Here is a 16068-nt window from a genome sequence, read left to right as displayed (position 1 = left end):
CACAGAATGAAACCAGGCAGCCCAACCGCCCCGCTTGGTCTCGGCGCACGGCGGGTTCTGACGTTACTGTCGGCGGTATGAGGTTGCCGTCGCGCGCGCACCGCGCGATCGTCCAAGTGGCGGCGTTCCTCACGGCGATCGGTGTGCTTGCGGCGTGCAGCAGCTCCGACCCGCTGGGTGCCGAGGTCGGCAGCCCGAAATCCATCGTGGTGGGCTCCGGCGACTTCCCGGAATCGCACATCATCGCCGAAATATACGCACAAGCGTTGCAGGCCAACGGCTTTGAGGTCGGCCGCCGGATGGGGATCGGCAGCCGGGAGACGTATATCCCCGCGCTCAAAGACCATTCCATCGACTTGGTGCCGGAGTACATCGGCAACCTGCTGCTCTACTTCGAGCCGGAGTCGACCGCGACCATGCTCGATGCCGTCGAGTTAGAGCTCGACCGCAAACTTCCCGGTGACCTGGCTATCCTCACCCCGTCGCCGGCCGCCGACACCGACACCGTGACCGTGACCGACGGGACCGCTAAGTCGTGGAAGCTGAAGACAATCGCCGACCTGGCGGCACATTCGGCGGACGTGAGGTTCGCGGCGCCCTCTGCGTTCGCCAACCGTCCGGCCGGCCTGCCGGGGCTGCGGCAGAAATACGGGCTCGACATCAGGCCCGGTAATTTCGTCGCCATCAACGACGGTGGCGGCGCGGTGACGGTGCGCGCCCTCGTGGAGGGAAGGGTCAACGCCGCCAATGTCTTCACCACGTCCCCCGCAATCCCGCAGAACCATCTGGTGGTGCTCGAGGATCCGGAGCAGAACTTCATGGCCGGCAACATTGTGCCGCTGGTCAATTCCCAGAAGAAGTCGGACCGGCTCAAGCAGGTGCTGGACGCGGTGTCGGCGAAGCTGACCACCACTGGGGTGGCCGGGCTCAACGCCGCGGTGGCGGGAAACTCCGGCATCGACCCCGACCAGGCCGCACGGAATTGGTTGCGGGACAACGGCTTCAGCCATCCCGTGGGCCAATGATCGCCTTCGACGACGTCAGCAAGGCCTTCCCCGACGGAACCACCGCGGTGGACGGGCTCAGTCTGGAGATCCCCACCGGGAAGCTGACCGTCTTCGTCGGTTCGTCGGGCAGCGGCAAGACCACCGCGCTGCGCATGGTCAACCGCATGATCGAGCCGACGTCGGGCACCATCACCGTCGACGGGGTGGACGTTTCGACGGTCGACCCGGTGCGGTTGCGCCTCGGAATCGGCTATGTCATGCAGCACGCCGGGCTGATGCCGCACCTGCGGGTGATCGACAACGTCGCGACGGTTCCGGTGCTGAAGGGGCAGTCCCGGCGGGCCGCCCGCGACGCCGCCTACGGGGTGCTCGAACGCGTCGGGCTGGACACCAAGCTCGCCACCCGATACCCCGCGCAGCTGTCCGGCGGCGAGCAACAACGCGTGGGCGTGGCGCGCGCACTGGCCGCCGACCCACCCATCTTGTTGATGGACGAGCCGTTCTCGGCGGTCGACCCGGTGGTGCGCGTCGACCTGCAGAACGAAATCCTGCGTCTGCAAAGCGAATTGCGTAAGACCATCGTGTTCGTCACCCACGACATCGACGAGGCGCTCAAGCTCGCCGACCAGGTCGCCGTCTTCCGGGCCGGCACGCTGCAGCAGTACGACGAACCCGCACGGCTGCTGTCGCGGCCGGCCAACGATTTCGTGGCGAGGTTCATCGGCCTCGGCCGCGGCTATCGCTGGTTGCAACTCATCGACGCGGCCGGCCTGCCGCTGCACGGCGTGCAGTGCGTCCCCGCGGCCGATCTCCCCGAGACTCTCGCCGACGGTTGGGCCGTGGTGGTAGACGGCGCGCACACACCGATGGGCTGGATCGACACCGACGGCCTGCGCCGGCACCGGTCCGGCGAGCCGCTGCCGGAGAGCATGAGCGCCGTCGGCTCGCTGTTTCGTCCCGGCGGGAATCTCAGCCACGCACTGGACGCGGCGCTGTCGTCGCCGTCCGGGGTGGGCGTCGCCGTGGACGACGGCGGCAGGGTCATCGGCGGTGTGCTGGCCGGCGACGTGCTGGCCGCCGCGGACGCCCGGCGGCGGGGGTGACCCATGCACTACCTGCTCACCCACCTCGACGACGCTTGGGTGCTGACCGTGGTCCATCTACGGCTGTCGTTGGTGCCGGTGCTGATCGGATTGGCGATCGCCGTCCCGCTGGGCGCCGCGGTGCAGCGTGCGCCGGCGGCGCGCCGGCTGACGACGGCGACCGCGAGCGTCGTGTTCACCATCCCGTCGCTGGCTCTGTTCGTGGTCTTGCCGATGATCATCGGCACCCGCATCCTCGACGAGGCCAACGTGATGGTCGCACTGACCGCCTACACCGCGGCGCTGCTGGTGCGGGCCGTCCTCGAAGCGCTCGACGCGGTGCCGGCCCAGGTGCGCGACGCCGCCACCGCCGTGGGCTACCCGCCGCTCAGCCGCATTCTGAAAGTTGAACTGCCGCTGTCGATTCCGGTTCTGGTGGCCGGTTTACGGGTGGTGGTGGTCACCAACATCGCGATGGTCTCGGTGGGCTCGGTGATCGGCATCGGCGGCCTGGGCACGTGGTTCACCGAGGGCTATCAGACCAACAAAAGCGACCAGATCCTGGCCGGCATCATCGCGCTCTTCGTGCTGGCGATCGTCATCGACGCGCTGATCATGGTGGCGGGCCGGCTGATCACGCCCTGGGAACGCGCCGGGCGGGCGTCGCGCCGGCGGTCGGTGGTCGCCCCGATCGTGGGGGGCGCGCGATGAACTTCGTGGCGCGGGCCGTCTCCTTTCTGTTGACCGCCGATAACTGGACCGGCCCGGTCGGGCTCGCGGCGCGCATCCTCGAGCATCTGGAGTACACGGCCGTTGCGGTCGGCGCCTCGGCCCTGATCGCCGTCCCGGTCGGGCTCATCATCGGGCACACCGGACGCGGCACGCTGCTGGTGGTGGGCGCGGTCAACGGGCTGCGCGCACTGCCTACGCTGGGCGTGCTCTTGCTCGGCACGCTGCTCTTCGGGCTGGGCATCGGGCCGCCTCTGGTCGCCCTGATGCTGCTGGGTGTGCCGGCGCTGCTGGCCGGCACCTATGCGGGCATCGCCAACGTCGAGCCGACCGTGGTGGACGCCGCGCGCGCGATGGGTATGACGGAGGCTCAGGTGCTGAGGGTGGAGGCGCGCAACGCGCTGCCCTTGATCCTGGGCGGGTTGCGCAATGCGACGCTGCAGGTGGTCGCCACCGCGACGGTCGCGGCCTACGCCAGCCTCGGCGGCCTGGGCCGCTACCTCATCGACGGGATCAAGGAGCGCGAGTTCCACCTAGCCCTGGTCGGCGCGTTGATGGTGGCCGCCTTGGCGCTCGCGCTCGACGGGCTGCTGGCGTTAGCGGTGTGGATCTCGGTGCCGGGCACCGGTCGACTGCGCCACACTTATCGGACACTTCCCTCGCGCTTCGCGGGCACGATTTACGGTAGGTGAGTGAACGCAGATTCCTCTGATTCGACTCGGCGCGTGTGGCAGGCGATGCTCACTTGGCGTGCACAGGACGTATCGCGGATGGAATCGGTACGAATCCAGGTGTCCGGCAAGAGGATCAAGGCCAACGGCCGCATCGTCGCGGCCGCTACCGAAACCAACCCGGCGTTCGGCGCGTACTACGACTTGCAGACCGACGAGACCGGCGCCACCAAACGCCTCGGCATGACGGTCACGCTGGCCGAACGCGAACGGGTGTTGTCCGTCGCCCGTGACGAAGAGAACATGTGGCTGGTCACCGACCACCAGGGCGAGCACCGCGCGGCGTACAACGGCGCGCTCGACTGCGACGTGGTGTTCAGCCCGTTCTTCAACGCGTTACCCATCCGGCGGCGCAGCTTGCACGAACAGGCGGACTCGGTGACGTTGCCGGTGGTCTACGTCAACCTGCCCGACATGTCCATCACGCCGGACGTGGTCAGCTACAGCAGCTCCGGCGGCCTCGAAGGCATCAAGCTGCGCTCGCCGGTCGCCGACACCGTCGTCAGCGTCGACGAAGAGGGCTTCATCGTCGACTATCCAGGCTTGGCAGAGCGGATCTGATCACCCCGCCCGCCCGGCCGGCGGCGGCCAATTCCTCGCGCCAGCCCTCGGCGCCGATGACGACGTGGAAGATGTCCGAACGCGGGAAGCTGTCATAACGTGTCCGGGCGGCGTGGCCGGCCTCGACGAGTTCGGCCACGTTATTGTTCGCGACCAGCGACTCGCGGGCCCGGCCCAGGAGCTCGATGACCCGGTCGGCCGCGGGTATCAGCTGGTCGGAGTTGCCCTCGCACATAGCCCGTACCAGGTCAGGGGCGGTCGCCGCCACTCGCGTCCCGTCCCGGAACGACCCTGCGGCCAGCGCGAACGCCAGGGGCACCTCCCCGGCGATGACGGCCAGCGCCTCGGCGAGCAGGTGGGGCAGGTGCGAGATGGCGGCCGCCGCGGCGTCGTGGTCGTCGGACTTGGCCGGCACCACCACCGCGCCGCAGTCCAGCGCCAGCGTCACCACCATCGACCACACCCCGGGGTCGACGTGGTCGTCCACGCTGACCACCCAGGGCGCCCTGGTGAACAGGCCGGGGTGGCCGGCGGCCCAACCCGAGTGGGCGGTGCCCGCCATCGGGTGGCCCCCGACGAATCGTTCCTGCAGACCGGCGGCGACGACCTCGTCGAGCACCGCCCGTTTGACGCTGGTGACGTCGGTCAACGGGCAGGCCGGCGCCAGTTCGCCGATATGGGCGAGCATGCCGGCCATCGCCGGCATCGGCACCGCCAGGACGATCAGCGCGCCGGTGTGCGCGGCGCGGGTCAGCGTCGCGGTGAGATCGGTGGTGGCGTCGAAACCGTCGGCGGCGGCGGCCTTTGCGCCCTCCACCGACCGGTTGTAGCCGAACACGTCCCGGCCCGCCGCCGTGGCGGCCCGCATGATCGAGCCCCCGATCAGCCCCAGCCCGAGCACGCAGACCGGTGTTTGGGAAACGGGGCTAGCCACAGACCAAGGTTGGCACAATCCGGCGGCGGCGGTGCGGCCAGATGTCGCCGCGCCCCGGGTTCGTCGCGCTCCGTCTGGTCAGGGGGCCTGGTCTGCGACTACCGTAAGCGGCCATGGGAGCACAACGGGCCCCAGCCCAAGGCCTGTCCGCCGACACGCCGGACGGCTTCGGCGTAGCGGTCGTGCGCGAAGAGGGCCAGTGGCGGTGTTCTCCGATGGCCCGTAAATCCCTGATGAGCCTCAAGGCCGCCGAGACGGAGCTGCGCGAGTTGCGCAGCGCCGGCGCCGTGTTCGGGCTCCTCGACGTGGATGACGAGTTCTTCGTGATCGTGCGCCCCGCGCCGTCGGGGACGCGGCTGCTGCTGTCGGACGCCACCGCCGCATTGGACTACGACATCGCCGCCGAAGTGCTCGACAAGCTGGACGCCGACATCGACCCTGAGGATCTGGAGGATTCCGACCCGTTCGAGGAGGGCGACCTGGGGTTGCTGTCCGACATCGGGCTGCCGGAGGCAGTGCTGGGCGTCATCCTCGACGAGGCCGACCTGTACGCGGACGAGCAGCTGGGCCGCATCGCCCGGGAGATGGGTTTCGCCGACCAGTTGTCGGCCGTGATCGACCGCATCGGTCGGTGATTTCTGACGAGGACCTGATCCGTGGCGCGTTGGCGGTCGCCGCGACGGCGGGGCCCCGCGACGTGCCCATCGGCGCGGTGGTCGTCGGTGCCGACGGAACCGAACTGGCCCGTGCGGTCAATGCCCGGGAAGCCCTTGGCGACCCCACGGCGCATGCCGAGATCTTGGCGCTGCGCGCGGCGGCTGGCGCGCTCGGCGACGGCTGGCGGCTGGAGGGCGCCACGCTGGCCGTCACCGTCGAACCGTGCACCATGTGCGCCGGCGCCCTGGTGCTGGCCCGCATCGGCCGGCTGGTCTTCGGTGCGTGGGAACCAAAGACGGGCGCGGTCGGATCGCTGTGGGACGTGGTCCGCGATCGACGGCTCAACCATCGGCCGGAAGTACGCGGCGGCGTACTGGCCGAGGAGTGCGCCGCACCGCTGGAGGCCTTCTTCGGCCGCCAGCGATTGGGGTAAGGGGCCGACGGTTCGGTAAGCTGCTCCGCGGTGGCGTGTCCGAGCGGCCTAAGGAGCACGCCTCGAAAGCGTGTGACGGCTAACACCGTCCGAGGGTTCAAATCCCTCCGCCACCGCCAAAGACCTTCACACCCGCTACGGCGGGGAAGGCCGTTCTCGGGTGCCTCTCATGTCCGCGCGCGGGAGCCGTCGCGACCACACCAGTGACGTAGAGTCGCCCCCGTGGCGCCGGTTGTTGGGGGTTTCATCCGTGCCGCCGCGAGGCTTGGCGTGGTCGCGGTGCTCCTGACGGCCTCGAGTGCCTGCACCCACCACAAGCAGGATTCGACTTCGAGTCGGGCGACGCTCACGGCAGCGCCGACCGCAATCGAAGATTGCGCGCCAGATCGGTTGGCGCGCTGCGTCCCCGGGCTGGCCGACATTCAGGACAACCCCTTCAACGGTGTCGCCGTCTACCAGCCGCGTCGCGAATTCGGGGCCGAGCCGCCCTTCTGGGGTCGAGAGTCGATTCCCGAGGAGTGCCAACGTCTGCCGAGGTTCGGCGCGACGGATAAGCCGGAACTGGATGTCGAGTACAACCCTGCTAGAGACGCCAATGGCCATTCCGCACGCGATCGATTCCCGGCACACGGCGGTGATTTCGTTCGGATGCGGTTCGCTGTTGCGAGCGATGGCGACGACATATCGGGTGACATGGCCGCTTGGGTTCGTAGATGCCCCATGTGGGCCGTCGCCCACTCCATGGACAACGCTGGCGTCCAAGGCTGGCTGATCGGGGCATCCAGCGAAAAGCTGACGCAGTATCAGTCGGGTGACACCAGTCTGCAGTGGCCCTCCATAGTCAATATGGCAGCGACGCTGCTTCCCAGCGGGGTAACCGTGCAGGCCTGGTACCGCACGCCCGATCCGTCTGCGGCCTCGCGTAACCAGCTCCTGGCGGAATTGATCGGCGCGTCGGGACGACCGCCGCCGCGGTCGGCGCTGCCGCCCGGGCTCGCCGACTGGAGCCAAGCCCAGATCTCGACGCTGCTTCCGGCGCTGTCGGTCGACACCGGCATTGCGACCGCTTCCGCCGACAACGGCGCCCTCACCGGCGAGCCAGGCGGAGCATTGTGGTCGCTCTGCCCGTCCGGTGGCCGCGTCCCCGCCCCGCGCTACGACTCGCAGGCCGGTTGGCAGGACTTCAACCAGTCGAAGTGGGACACCCCCGGGAAACCACCAAGGCCCAAAGTCATGATCGGCCGGGCGCAAGCCGGTGACGATTTCCTGGCCGACCTCCGGCGTGAAATCGGTACGTGCACCGCGCGTTTGGCGGAGAAGCCGGCAGTCTGCGGGGACCGAGAGAACCGCCAGGCCCTCCAGACGGATTCGGCTCTCGCCGAAGGCGAGGACACGGTGCGGTTAACCCACCGGTGGATGCGGGAGGTTGATGTCCGCGGTCACAGCATGTGTGGCGAAGGCGTCGAGGCGCTGAGGGTCACCCAGGTGCGGGGACTGATCGTCGTCAGCAGCTCGAGCGCTGGCGGGTGGCTGTTCAAGGGCGACACGCCGCCCCTGCCGCTAAGCGCCCTCGATGAGCTCCTCGCCGAGACGGTTCGCAGGATCAAGGCCGTGTGAGAACCAGATTTCCGACGCCCCTCTCACACATGGGGCAGCCACCCGGAGCCGTGCGGCGACAGTACAAAGCCACGCCCCTGTGGGTCTTTGCATGCGGTCATGCCGGAGTCGTCCACTCCGCAAATAACGCCGTTTACCGTAATGGCGTGAAACGGAGGAAGCGTTTTGATGGGTTGGTCATCAATCACACGAGATGGCTCCCCTTCATTAGTTTGCTTTAGTCCAGTCGTCGTCCCTATCCAATTCACCGCGGCGCGACTGGCATTCGAGTTGCCAGTAGCGGCAGGTACCGACGGGAAATTATTTCCACTGCATTGCGCTTGATCGGGCAAAAAGTTGCACACTATGCCGTCAGGCGTAAGGAAGTAAACGGTCGGGAGTGGTGGCCGTCCGGGATTGGGAACTTCGATCGTGTAGTCAGCGGGTGCGGCGGCGGCGTATTTGCTCAGATCGGGAAACTTGGGCGGGTCGGCATGCGCCGTACACGCAGGTAATAAAGCGGCGGCCGCCAAACCGATGACCCGAAAACGATTTAGAAACAGCATGCTCATCCTAACGAGTAACGAAAAAGCTGTGATCATTGGTGAAGATTCACTTGGAATTCCCGGGTATCATATGGAGCGCCGATCGGTTGATGGTCCGGGCCTTTCGATGTGTTCCATTCGCTAACAAACATTCTGAGGTTATCAAGCGTCGAGCCAGGTAATATATATCCCCCGTACGGTTGGTGCATGTAGTTCGGAGCGGCCCTATCGCCGTTCTGGACAACCATTGTTGGGTTTATGTCTGGATTGAACACACTCGTCGGGCTCAGGCCGACACGTACCTCGACACTTCCACCGTGTGCATCCACGTTGAAACCCGACAGGACAGGTTTGCCGCCTACCTCGCGAAAGCTGAGTTCGCCGTAGCGATCGTTGGTCACTTGCATTGGTCGGTCCGTCGGACTGCCCCAATCAGTCCCGGTCCATGGCTGCCAACTCTTGCGATCCCACACTTGGTCGGGATCGGCGCGGTACATGGTGATACCTCGGCTTCGGTCGAACGAATCAGCGGCAATGTAGACTTTGCCGTCCGAGCCCTTATAACCGCTGACTTGACTGGGCGCCTGTCCCGCCGCGCGGTATGAATCCCGCACCATGGTCCACCCCTTGCCCGGGTCGCCATTGACTTCCACCAGCCACGATCCCACGGGCTGAAGATCTCCCTTGGTGCCCGTGACCATCATGTAAGTTTTCCCGCCCGCAGTGATAGTCCCCGCGGGCAGCGTGTCGGTGACGCCGTCCGCATCTTTGGGAATGGGAAACAGTTCGGTACCGCTGCCTTCCGGTCCGGTCAGCGGCGCTCCGAAGTGCGGGCGTCCGTCGGCGTCGAAGGTCACCGGTACGGCAACGGAGCGGTAATGCTGACCCTCGCCAACCTTATTGCCGGAAAACGAATCCCCAAAGACTGCGAGAAACTTCCCCGGCTGCCCGGGCACCTCGACGATCTCGCCTAGATCTGCTGCGCCGATCCCCGGAATGCCAGGGACGGCACCGGTGCCGGCGATGGGTCCGAGATCTCGCACCTGACCCCGCAACGGCTGCTCCAACGTGTCGTCGATGGTGGCGGGCGGGTCGTAGCCCTCGCTGTGTAAGGAGGCCAGCGCTTTGTGCAAGGCGTCCGCGTATGCGCCTCGGATCGAGTTCATCTGCTTCACCGCGTCGCGGACGTCGTCCACGGCGTCGGCGTGTGCCGCGTCCATGATCATGTGCAGTTTCGCTACCTCCTTCGGGGGAAGGGTGAGGTCGCGCAGATCGGCTTGCGCGGCGCCATAAAGCTCATCGAGCCAATGCAACTGGTGGTCCAAGGTAGCGATCTCGGCGGCGCCTTGCTTCTGGGCGTCGGCCAAGGATGCGGCGATGTTCTCCAAGTCTGCGCCGATCTTCGGTAGTTGCTCCGATTGCGCGCCAAGGGATTTCGTCAACCGCTGCACTTCCGCGGAGTCGTTGATCGGGTTGTCGCCGTTCTGGTGGTTCCACGACTCGCCGAAGCGCTTCTGGGCCATGCGGAAGGCGTGGTCGGCTTCGGCGGTGTGTCGGCCCGCGGCATAAAACGCCTCGGCCAGCCGTGAAATTTGAAACGGGCTACCCGCCTGCAGGCCGTGGTTGATCGCCCACGGATCGCCCCCGGCCGAGGCGATCAGCTCTGGTTCGCTCAGATGAGTCAGAGTCATCGCCACCCCCTTCTCCGGCTCAACGCTACTACCGCAGAACGAGCGAAGGACGGCCGTTTCGGCTCACCGAACAGCGGCGCTCTAAGCCTGGGTGCCGGCGAGCTTCCGGGTCGTCAGCGCCTCGGTGTCCTGGAAGGGCCGGCCGTCGGGGCGGAGCAGGTCGTGGAACCAGACCTTCGGGATCGCGGTGTAGGGGTGGTCCCAGGATTCCCACGGAAAGTAGGTCTGGGTCTTGCCGGCGACCAGACCCCAGTTGATGGCACCGACGTTGTGGCGCTTGGCAATTGGCAGAATTCCTTCCACCGTGCTGCCCCTTGGCCTGGCCATGTACTCGGTGCACAGCATCGGCCTGCCCAGCGGGGCAAGCTCGCCGATCCGGGACTCGAAGCCGCCGGGTTCGGCATAGGAATGGAACGTGACCACGTCGGAGTTGGCGAGCTGGATGTCGCTGATGGCGCTGCGCCCCTGGGGTTGTCCCCAATCGCCGCGCCACACACCACTGGTGAGCGGCTGGCTGGGATCGACGGCGCGCGCCCACCGGAACACCTGGGGGAGCAGGTTCCCCACAAGCTGTTCCTTATCGCCGCGCTCGGTGCTCCGGTACACCTTCGCCGGGTTGTCCGGCTCGTTCCACAGGTCCCAACCCAGGACGCGGTCGTCGTTGCGGAACTGCGTCAACACCCCGGTGACGTAGTCGCGCATGACGGCCGCATACCGGGGATCGCCAAGGCGTTCGGCGCCCGGGCTTTGCACCCAGCCCGAATTGTGCACGCCCGGCGTCGGCGGGCGCTGTCGGCCCGCCTTCGGTGCCGGATCCCAACACGAATCGAAGAAGACGAACAGCGGCTTGATGCGATGACGCGCGGCGATGTCGACAAACTGGCCCAGCCGCGTCTGAAAACCCCGCTGATCCTGCGCCCAGAGCTGATCGTGCAGGAACACCCGGGCGGTGTTGTGCCCGTAGAACCTCGCCCAGCCGAGCTCGGCGTCGATCCGCCGCGGGTCGAACGTGTCGGGCTGAAACATCTCCAGCTGGTTGATCGCGTTCGAGGTGATGTAGTTGGACCCGACCAGGAAGCCCTGCGCCTGATACCAACGGTTGGCGCGTTCGGCGGGCCATCGGCCCGCCTCCTCCGCCGAGGCGCGCGGCACCCGGGCGAGCGCGGTGCCTGCTGCCAGCAAAAGCGGCAGCTGAAGGGCCGTTCGTCGTTGCACGATGTGACGATAAATTTTCCCGGCCATTTCCCCGGGATTTGCTCAGCGCGTCGCACCAGCTTGACGGGGGAATTGTTATCGCCCCGTCACCTGGCACCCGTCGGCACGATGCCGGCTAGCGCAACTTGCGGCCGTAATTGTCCTTGACGCTGCCGGTGAACATCATGATCGCGTCGACGATGGCCCAGATGACGGCCGCGAGCAGGACGGGAAAGCCCAGGAAGCAGAACAGCGTGAACAGCGTGCCGAAGACGCCGAGACACAACTGCGCGACGGCGATTTGAGTCGAGTCGAGGTAGAAGCGGCCGACGCCGAACACCCCGAAGAACAGCTGCAACAAGCCCGCGGTCGAGGCCGACTTGTCCGACAGGGGCAGTCCGGTAACGGGGTCGCGGCCATAGGGCGCCTGGGGATCGCCGTAACCGGCATAGCCGGGATACGACGGATAGCCGGGATAGGGCTGCGGGGGCGGAGGAAATCCCGGCGGCGGCGGAGGCCCAGGCGGCTGCCGGCCCCAAGGTGGCTGATCGGAGGGGCTTCCCGGCGGGTTCGGCGTCGACATTGGCCCGAGTTAACACCCGCGCCGGCACGGCGTCCACCGGGCCACGACCACCATGTCCAAGATAAAGATTTGTAGACACAAATTGTTTCCTATTACTACTATCGCATCACGACATCATCACGACATCATCACGACATCATCACGACCCGGTGAGGAGCACTCCGTGCAGGCACTGTCATTCGATGCGGCCGCCGCCGGGATCGGGACGGACGTTGTCCGCGGTGCCACGCAAGGCCTCCAGGCCGGTGTCGCCGCATCGCCGGCGACCACCGCATTGCCGCCGGCCGGGGCCGACGAGGTGTCCGCGCAGGCGGCCCTCGCGTTCGCCGCCGAAGCCTCCGCCTTCCTGGCGCTTAACACCGCGGCGCAAGAAGAGCTGGTCCGGATGGGCACGGCGGTGGTCGACATCGCGCGGATGTACTCCGAGGTCGACGCCGCGGCGGCGGGCAGCGTGCTTGGCGTGCGCCCGCTGGCGGCCTACCCGATGGCCGGATAGTCCCCAGCGCCGCCCGGGCAAATTTGCGCCGGCGGAGACGGCAAGGTTGCTTCAAACTTCACCCCCGAGAGCGCGATACTGAAACCGTGCCCGATCGAAACGTGTTAGGCGGCCCGCTGGAACCGTGCGGCACGGAACCACTGACCGGTTACTACCGCGACGGCTGTTGCTCGACGGGACCCGAGGACATCGGCCGGCACACCATCTGTGCGGTCATGACCGCCGAATTCCTCGAGCACCAGCGTTCGATCGGCAATGACTTGCTGACACCGGTCCCCGAATACCGGTTCCCCGGCCTGCTGCCCGGCGACCGCTGGTGCGTCACCGCGCTGAACTGGCTTCGTGCGCACCAGGATGGCTGCGCGGCGCCGGTGGTGCTGGCCTCCACGCACGAGCGCACGCTTGAGGTGGTGCCGCTGGAGACGCTGCAGGAACACAAGGTCGACGTGCCCGACGACTTGGCGAACCTATAGGGGGCCACGGCAGATCGACGCCTGGCCCTTGTGTCATATTTCAGTTCGACGACACGTCGAAAAGAGGATCCGGTGGGCTCTGCCGTTGATGACATCGACTTCGATGACCTCACCGCGCCCAAGCTGACCGACGTCCAACGCCAGATTCTGGACTTCACCGAGGCCAAAGTCGTCGACTTCGACATCGACCGGATGCTTGCGGAGGCGATCGAGCAGGCCGGGCTGAAAAGGGGGGCCGACCTCGACGACGGCGACGGCTTCGCTGATCGACTCGCCGCACACGTCGCCGCGATCGAAGGCGATGACGGCCTGCGCCAGCTGACGCGGTCCTCGCTGCGGCAACGAGTCGTGCGTCTGTTGCGCAACCGGTTATCGCTGACCGAACTCCTCCGGCGCTACCCCGAAATCGAAGCGATCCCTATCGAGAAGCCGTTCATCGTCGTCGGAATGCCCCGTTCGGGCACCACGCATCTGGTGAATCTCATTGCCGCCGACCCGCGCCGGCGCGCGTTGCCGTACTGGGAGAGCCAAGAACCCATCCCCGCCCGGGGACAGGGCCCCGACATCTCCGGCGTCGACCCGCGTTACGCGCGGGCCAAATCCGAGCACGACGCGCTGATGGCCAGCGCACCGGTGGTCGCCGCCATGCACGACCGGTACCCCGAGGCGATCGAGGAAGAGGTCGAGCTCCTCGATCTCGATCTGGCCGCCTACGTCCTGGAATGGCATGCGCGCGTGCCGGACTGGCGCGACTACTACCTGGGCCTCGACCAAACCAGGCACTACGCGTACTTGCGGAAGGTGCTGCAGGCCTTGACCTTCCTACGGGGCCCGCGGACCTGGATCCTGAAGAGCCCGCAGCACTGTGAGCAACTCGGCCCGCTCATGGCGACGTTTCCCGACGCGACCGTGGCCTTCACGCACCGCGATCCGGTCGCGGTGATCCAGTCGGCGATCACGATGATGGCCTACTCCGATCGACTGCGCCGAACCAGCATCGAGCCGGACTGGCTGGTGGAGTATTGGAGCGACCGGGTGCACCGGCTGCTCGGCGCGTGCGTGCGCGACCGCGAGCTGGTGCCGGCCGAAAGCAGCATCGACATCAGCTTCCATCAGCTGAACGGCAACGAAATGCCGGTCCTCGAGCGGCTTTACCGCCGCGGAGGCGTCGAACTGACACCAAAAGTGCGGGCGCGCTTTCAGAACTACCTGGACGGCAACCCGCGGGGCAAACACGGCCGCATTCGCTACGACCTGCACCGGCACTTCGGCGTCACGCCCGACGAGTTGCGCGGGCGTTTCGACTTCTACTTCGACAAGTTCGACGTCCAGGCCGAGACCTAGCCGGAGGGCAGCCACAGCGATGAGTTTCGATCCGGTCTACCGCAGCCGGCCAGGCGCCGACGCCATGCGACCCGCGTCCGCCGAACGGGCGGAGGAGATCGCGCCCGGCTTGTGGTGTTCGCCCGGGCTGTCGAACTCCTACCTGATCACCACGGCTGATGGCCGGGTGATCGTCAACACCGGCATGGGTTTCGAGGGACCGGTGCACCGCGCGAACTTCGACGCCGTCGATTCATCGCCGGTGCGCTACATCGTCTTCACGCAGGGCCACGTCGACCATGTCGGCGGTTTGGACAGCGTGCGCGACCCGGAGACGACCGTCGTCGCCCAGGCGAATTGGACGCTGTGGCGAGACGACAACGAACGCCTCATCCGGTACCGCGCCAGCCGCAGCGCCTTCGCGTTCAAAGACACCCTGGCGACCGGAATCCAAGCCATCCAACGGCGCTTGGGTAGTACCCGGTTGGCCGGCCAGAGCGTTCCCGTCGTCGATCTCGATTTCGAAGACACCCTGACGCTCGAGGTCGGCGGCCGGCGGTTGGAACTGATCTCCGTGCCCGGCGGCGAAACCACCGACTCGCTGGTGGTGTGGCTGCCGGACGAGCGGGTCTGCCTGTGCGGGAACGTCTTCGGTCCGCTGTTCGGGCACATTCCCAACCTGGTCACCATGCGTGGCGACCGGTATCGCGATGCCCTGACAGCCATTTCGTCGGTGGACAGGGTGCGCGACCTGCGCCCCGAACTCCTGGTGACCGGTCATTTCGAGCCGGTAGCGGGCGCCGAGCGCATTCACGCCGAGCTGACCCGGCTGCGCGACGCGATCCGGTACGTCCACGACCAGACGGTAGAGGGGATGAACGCCGGTAAGGACGTGCGAACACTGATGCGCGAGATCACGCTGCCCGCGGAATACGAAGTGGGGCAAGGCTATGGAAAGGTGGCCTGGGACGTGCGGGCCGTCTGGGAAAACTACTCCGGCTGGTTTCACCACGAGTCGACCACCGAGCTCTATCCGGTCGGGTTCGACGCCGTCGCCGCCGACGTCGTCGAACTGGCCGGGGCCGAGGCATTAGTGGGCCGCGCGCGAGAACACCTTGCCGCCGGCCGCCCGCTGCACGCCATCCACCTCGCCGAGCTACTCCCGTCGGACGACGCGGGGGCGCGGGCCGTGCTTCGTGACGCCCATGCAGAACTCCTGGCGAGCAGCGCGAACTTCTGGGAGACCGCGTGGCTCAGAAACCAGATAGCGAGGAACTCATGACGGCTCGGGTCAGCTTCGACTTCACCGGCACCACCGCGCTGATCACCGGGGGCACCAGTGGGATCGGGCACGCGACCGCCGCCTTGTTCCGCGACGCCGGGGCCCGCGTCGCGATCACCGGAACCAGGCCGGCCGCGGCCGACTACCAGGCCGACCTGTCCGGCATGGAGTATCACCAGCTGCAGATCAGCGATCCCGATTCGGTGGACGCGCTGGCGGAGAAGTTCACCGCCCTCGACGTACTGGTCAACAACGCCGGTGCCAATTTCCCTAGCGGACTTGACGAATCGAAGCCGGACGGATTCGAGGCCTCGGTCGCGCTGAACCTAACCGGGCCCTACCGGTTGACGGTCGGGCTCTACCGCGCGTTGAAGGCGTCCACCGCGGCCGGCGGCGCCAGCGTCGTGAATCTGGCATCGATGTCGGCGCTGCGGGCCGTGCCCTTGGTGCCGGGATACGGGGCGGCAAAGGCCGGGGTCGTCTGCGTCACCAGGAACCTCGCGGTCAAGTGGGCCGGCAAGGGGATCCGGGTGAACGCGGTGGCGCCGGGCGCCATCGACACCCCGATGACCGCACCCATGCACGGCTCGGCCGAATTGGTCGAGTCCGAGCTGGCGCACATCCCGTTGCGCCGCTTCGGTTCCGTCGGTGAGATCGCCCCCACCGTCGCCTTCTTGTGCACCGAGCAGAGCAGCTACACCAGCGGCGCGGTGTTCGTCGTCGACGCCGCGTCGGACTGCGTCTGAAAATC

General features: G+C 66.9%; 17 protein-coding genes, 1 tRNA gene and 1 pseudogene. 14 read left to right on the top strand and 5 right to left on the bottom strand.

Annotated features, from left to right (window positions below):
• Window positions 1-77: 77 nt before the first annotated feature.
• The 5 genes and pseudogenes from BRW65_RS12240 (at window position 78) to BRW65_RS12220 (ending at window position 4110) form a co-directional block, all read left to right on the top strand.
• Window positions 78-1025: an ABC transporter substrate-binding protein gene (locus tag BRW65_RS12240; RefSeq protein WP_073874888.1), complete on the top strand. Its 948-nt coding sequence runs from the start codon at window positions 78-80 to the stop codon at window positions 1023-1025.
• Window positions 1022-2156, top strand: a pseudogene (locus BRW65_RS12235) (ABC transporter ATP-binding protein). The gene BRW65_RS12240 and the pseudogene BRW65_RS12235 overlap by 4 nt, the downstream one beginning before the upstream one ends.
• Window positions 2114-2800: an ABC transporter permease gene (locus BRW65_RS12230; RefSeq protein WP_073874884.1), complete on the top strand. Its 687-nt coding sequence runs from the start codon at window positions 2114-2116 to the stop codon at window positions 2798-2800. The pseudogene BRW65_RS12235 and the gene BRW65_RS12230 overlap by 43 nt, the downstream one beginning before the upstream one ends.
• On the top strand, window positions 2797-3510 hold the full coding sequence (locus BRW65_RS12225; RefSeq protein WP_073874882.1) for an ABC transporter permease: 714 nt from the start codon (window positions 2797-2799) through the stop codon (window positions 3508-3510). Before BRW65_RS12230 ends, BRW65_RS12225 begins: the two co-directional genes overlap by 4 nt.
• Window positions 3511-4110 carry a putative glycolipid-binding domain-containing protein gene (locus tag BRW65_RS12220; protein WP_139273040.1) on the top strand — a complete coding sequence of 200 codons (600 nt, stop codon included), beginning with the start codon at window positions 3511-3513 and terminating at the stop codon, window positions 4108-4110.
• Here the strand turns inward: BRW65_RS12220 and BRW65_RS12215 are convergent.
• Window positions 4073-5011, bottom strand: a complete 939-nt coding sequence (locus BRW65_RS12215) for a prephenate dehydrogenase (RefSeq protein WP_279627672.1) — start codon at window positions 5009-5011, stop codon at window positions 4073-4075. The two genes, BRW65_RS12220 and BRW65_RS12215, sit on opposite strands and share 38 nt — an antisense overlap.
• 146 nt (window positions 5012-5157) lie before the next feature.
• Here BRW65_RS12215 and BRW65_RS12210 point away from each other — a divergent pair, with 146 nt between their 5' ends.
• The 4 genes from BRW65_RS12210 (at window position 5158) to BRW65_RS32275 (ending at window position 7751) form a co-directional block, all read left to right on the top strand.
• Window positions 5158-5679, top strand: coding sequence for a tRNA adenosine deaminase-associated protein (locus BRW65_RS12210; protein WP_067748783.1), 522 nt, complete (start codon window positions 5158-5160; stop codon window positions 5677-5679).
• Window positions 5676-6134: a nucleoside deaminase gene (locus BRW65_RS12205; RefSeq protein ID WP_073874880.1), complete on the top strand. Its 459-nt coding sequence runs from the start codon at window positions 5676-5678 to the stop codon at window positions 6132-6134. Before BRW65_RS12210 ends, BRW65_RS12205 begins: the two co-directional genes overlap by 4 nt.
• A 29-nt stretch (window positions 6135-6163) precedes the next feature.
• Window positions 6164-6253: transfer RNA gene (locus BRW65_RS12200), tRNA-Ser, on the top strand.
• Window positions 6254-6356: 103 nt separating this feature from the next.
• A complete protein-coding gene (locus BRW65_RS32275; protein WP_244168071.1) occupies window positions 6357-7751 on the top strand; it encodes a hypothetical protein in 1395 nt (464 codons plus the stop codon).
• Window positions 7752-7774: 23 nt separating this feature from the next.
• Here BRW65_RS32275 and BRW65_RS31270 read toward each other — a convergent pair whose 3' ends face one another.
• From BRW65_RS31270 to BRW65_RS12180, 4 genes are all read right to left on the bottom strand, one after another.
• On the bottom strand, window positions 7775-8296 hold the full coding sequence (locus BRW65_RS31270) for a hypothetical protein (RefSeq protein ID WP_347876620.1): 522 nt from the start codon (window positions 8294-8296) through the stop codon (window positions 7775-7777).
• Window positions 8297-8328: 32 nt separating this feature from the next.
• A complete protein-coding gene (locus BRW65_RS12190) occupies window positions 8329-9966 on the bottom strand; it encodes a DUF4185 domain-containing protein (RefSeq protein WP_073874878.1) in 1638 nt (545 codons plus the stop codon).
• A gap of 81 nt (window positions 9967-10047) precedes the next feature.
• The gene (locus BRW65_RS12185; RefSeq protein ID WP_073875073.1) at window positions 10048-11181 is read right to left on the bottom strand and encodes a 1,4-beta-xylanase; all 1134 of its coding nucleotides are present in this window, start codon (window positions 11179-11181) and stop codon (window positions 10048-10050) included.
• 115 nt (window positions 11182-11296) lie between these two features.
• A complete protein-coding gene (locus tag BRW65_RS12180; RefSeq protein ID WP_073874876.1) occupies window positions 11297-11743 on the bottom strand; it encodes a TM2 domain-containing protein in 447 nt (148 codons plus the stop codon).
• A gap of 163 nt (window positions 11744-11906) precedes the next feature.
• Here BRW65_RS12180 and BRW65_RS12175 point away from each other — a divergent pair, with 163 nt between their 5' ends.
• The 5 genes from BRW65_RS12175 (at window position 11907) to BRW65_RS12155 (ending at window position 16063) form a co-directional block, all read left to right on the top strand.
• The gene (locus tag BRW65_RS12175; RefSeq protein WP_073874874.1) at window positions 11907-12239 is read left to right on the top strand and encodes a PE domain-containing protein; all 333 of its coding nucleotides are present in this window, start codon (window positions 11907-11909) and stop codon (window positions 12237-12239) included.
• 86 nt (window positions 12240-12325) lie between these two features.
• On the top strand, window positions 12326-12712 hold the full coding sequence (locus tag BRW65_RS12170; RefSeq protein WP_067268590.1) for a DUF2237 family protein: 387 nt from the start codon (window positions 12326-12328) through the stop codon (window positions 12710-12712).
• A gap of 72 nt (window positions 12713-12784) precedes the next feature.
• Window positions 12785-14056, top strand: a complete 1272-nt coding sequence (locus tag BRW65_RS12165) for a sulfotransferase family protein (RefSeq protein ID WP_073874872.1) — start codon at window positions 12785-12787, stop codon at window positions 14054-14056.
• Window positions 14057-14075: 19 nt separating this feature from the next.
• Window positions 14076-15317, top strand: coding sequence for an MBL fold metallo-hydrolase (locus tag BRW65_RS12160; protein ID WP_073874870.1), 1242 nt, complete (start codon window positions 14076-14078; stop codon window positions 15315-15317).
• Window positions 15314-16063, top strand: coding sequence for an SDR family NAD(P)-dependent oxidoreductase (locus BRW65_RS12155; protein ID WP_073874868.1), 750 nt, complete (start codon window positions 15314-15316; stop codon window positions 16061-16063). Before BRW65_RS12160 ends, BRW65_RS12155 begins: the two co-directional genes overlap by 4 nt.
• Window positions 16064-16068 lie beyond the last annotated feature (5 nt).

This window comes from Mycobacterium paraffinicum (genome assembly GCF_001907675.1).
GTDB classification, from domain to species: domain Bacteria; phylum Actinomycetota; class Actinomycetes; order Mycobacteriales; family Mycobacteriaceae; genus Mycobacterium; species Mycobacterium paraffinicum_A.
This window is presented reverse-complemented; position numbering and strand designations above follow the sequence as displayed.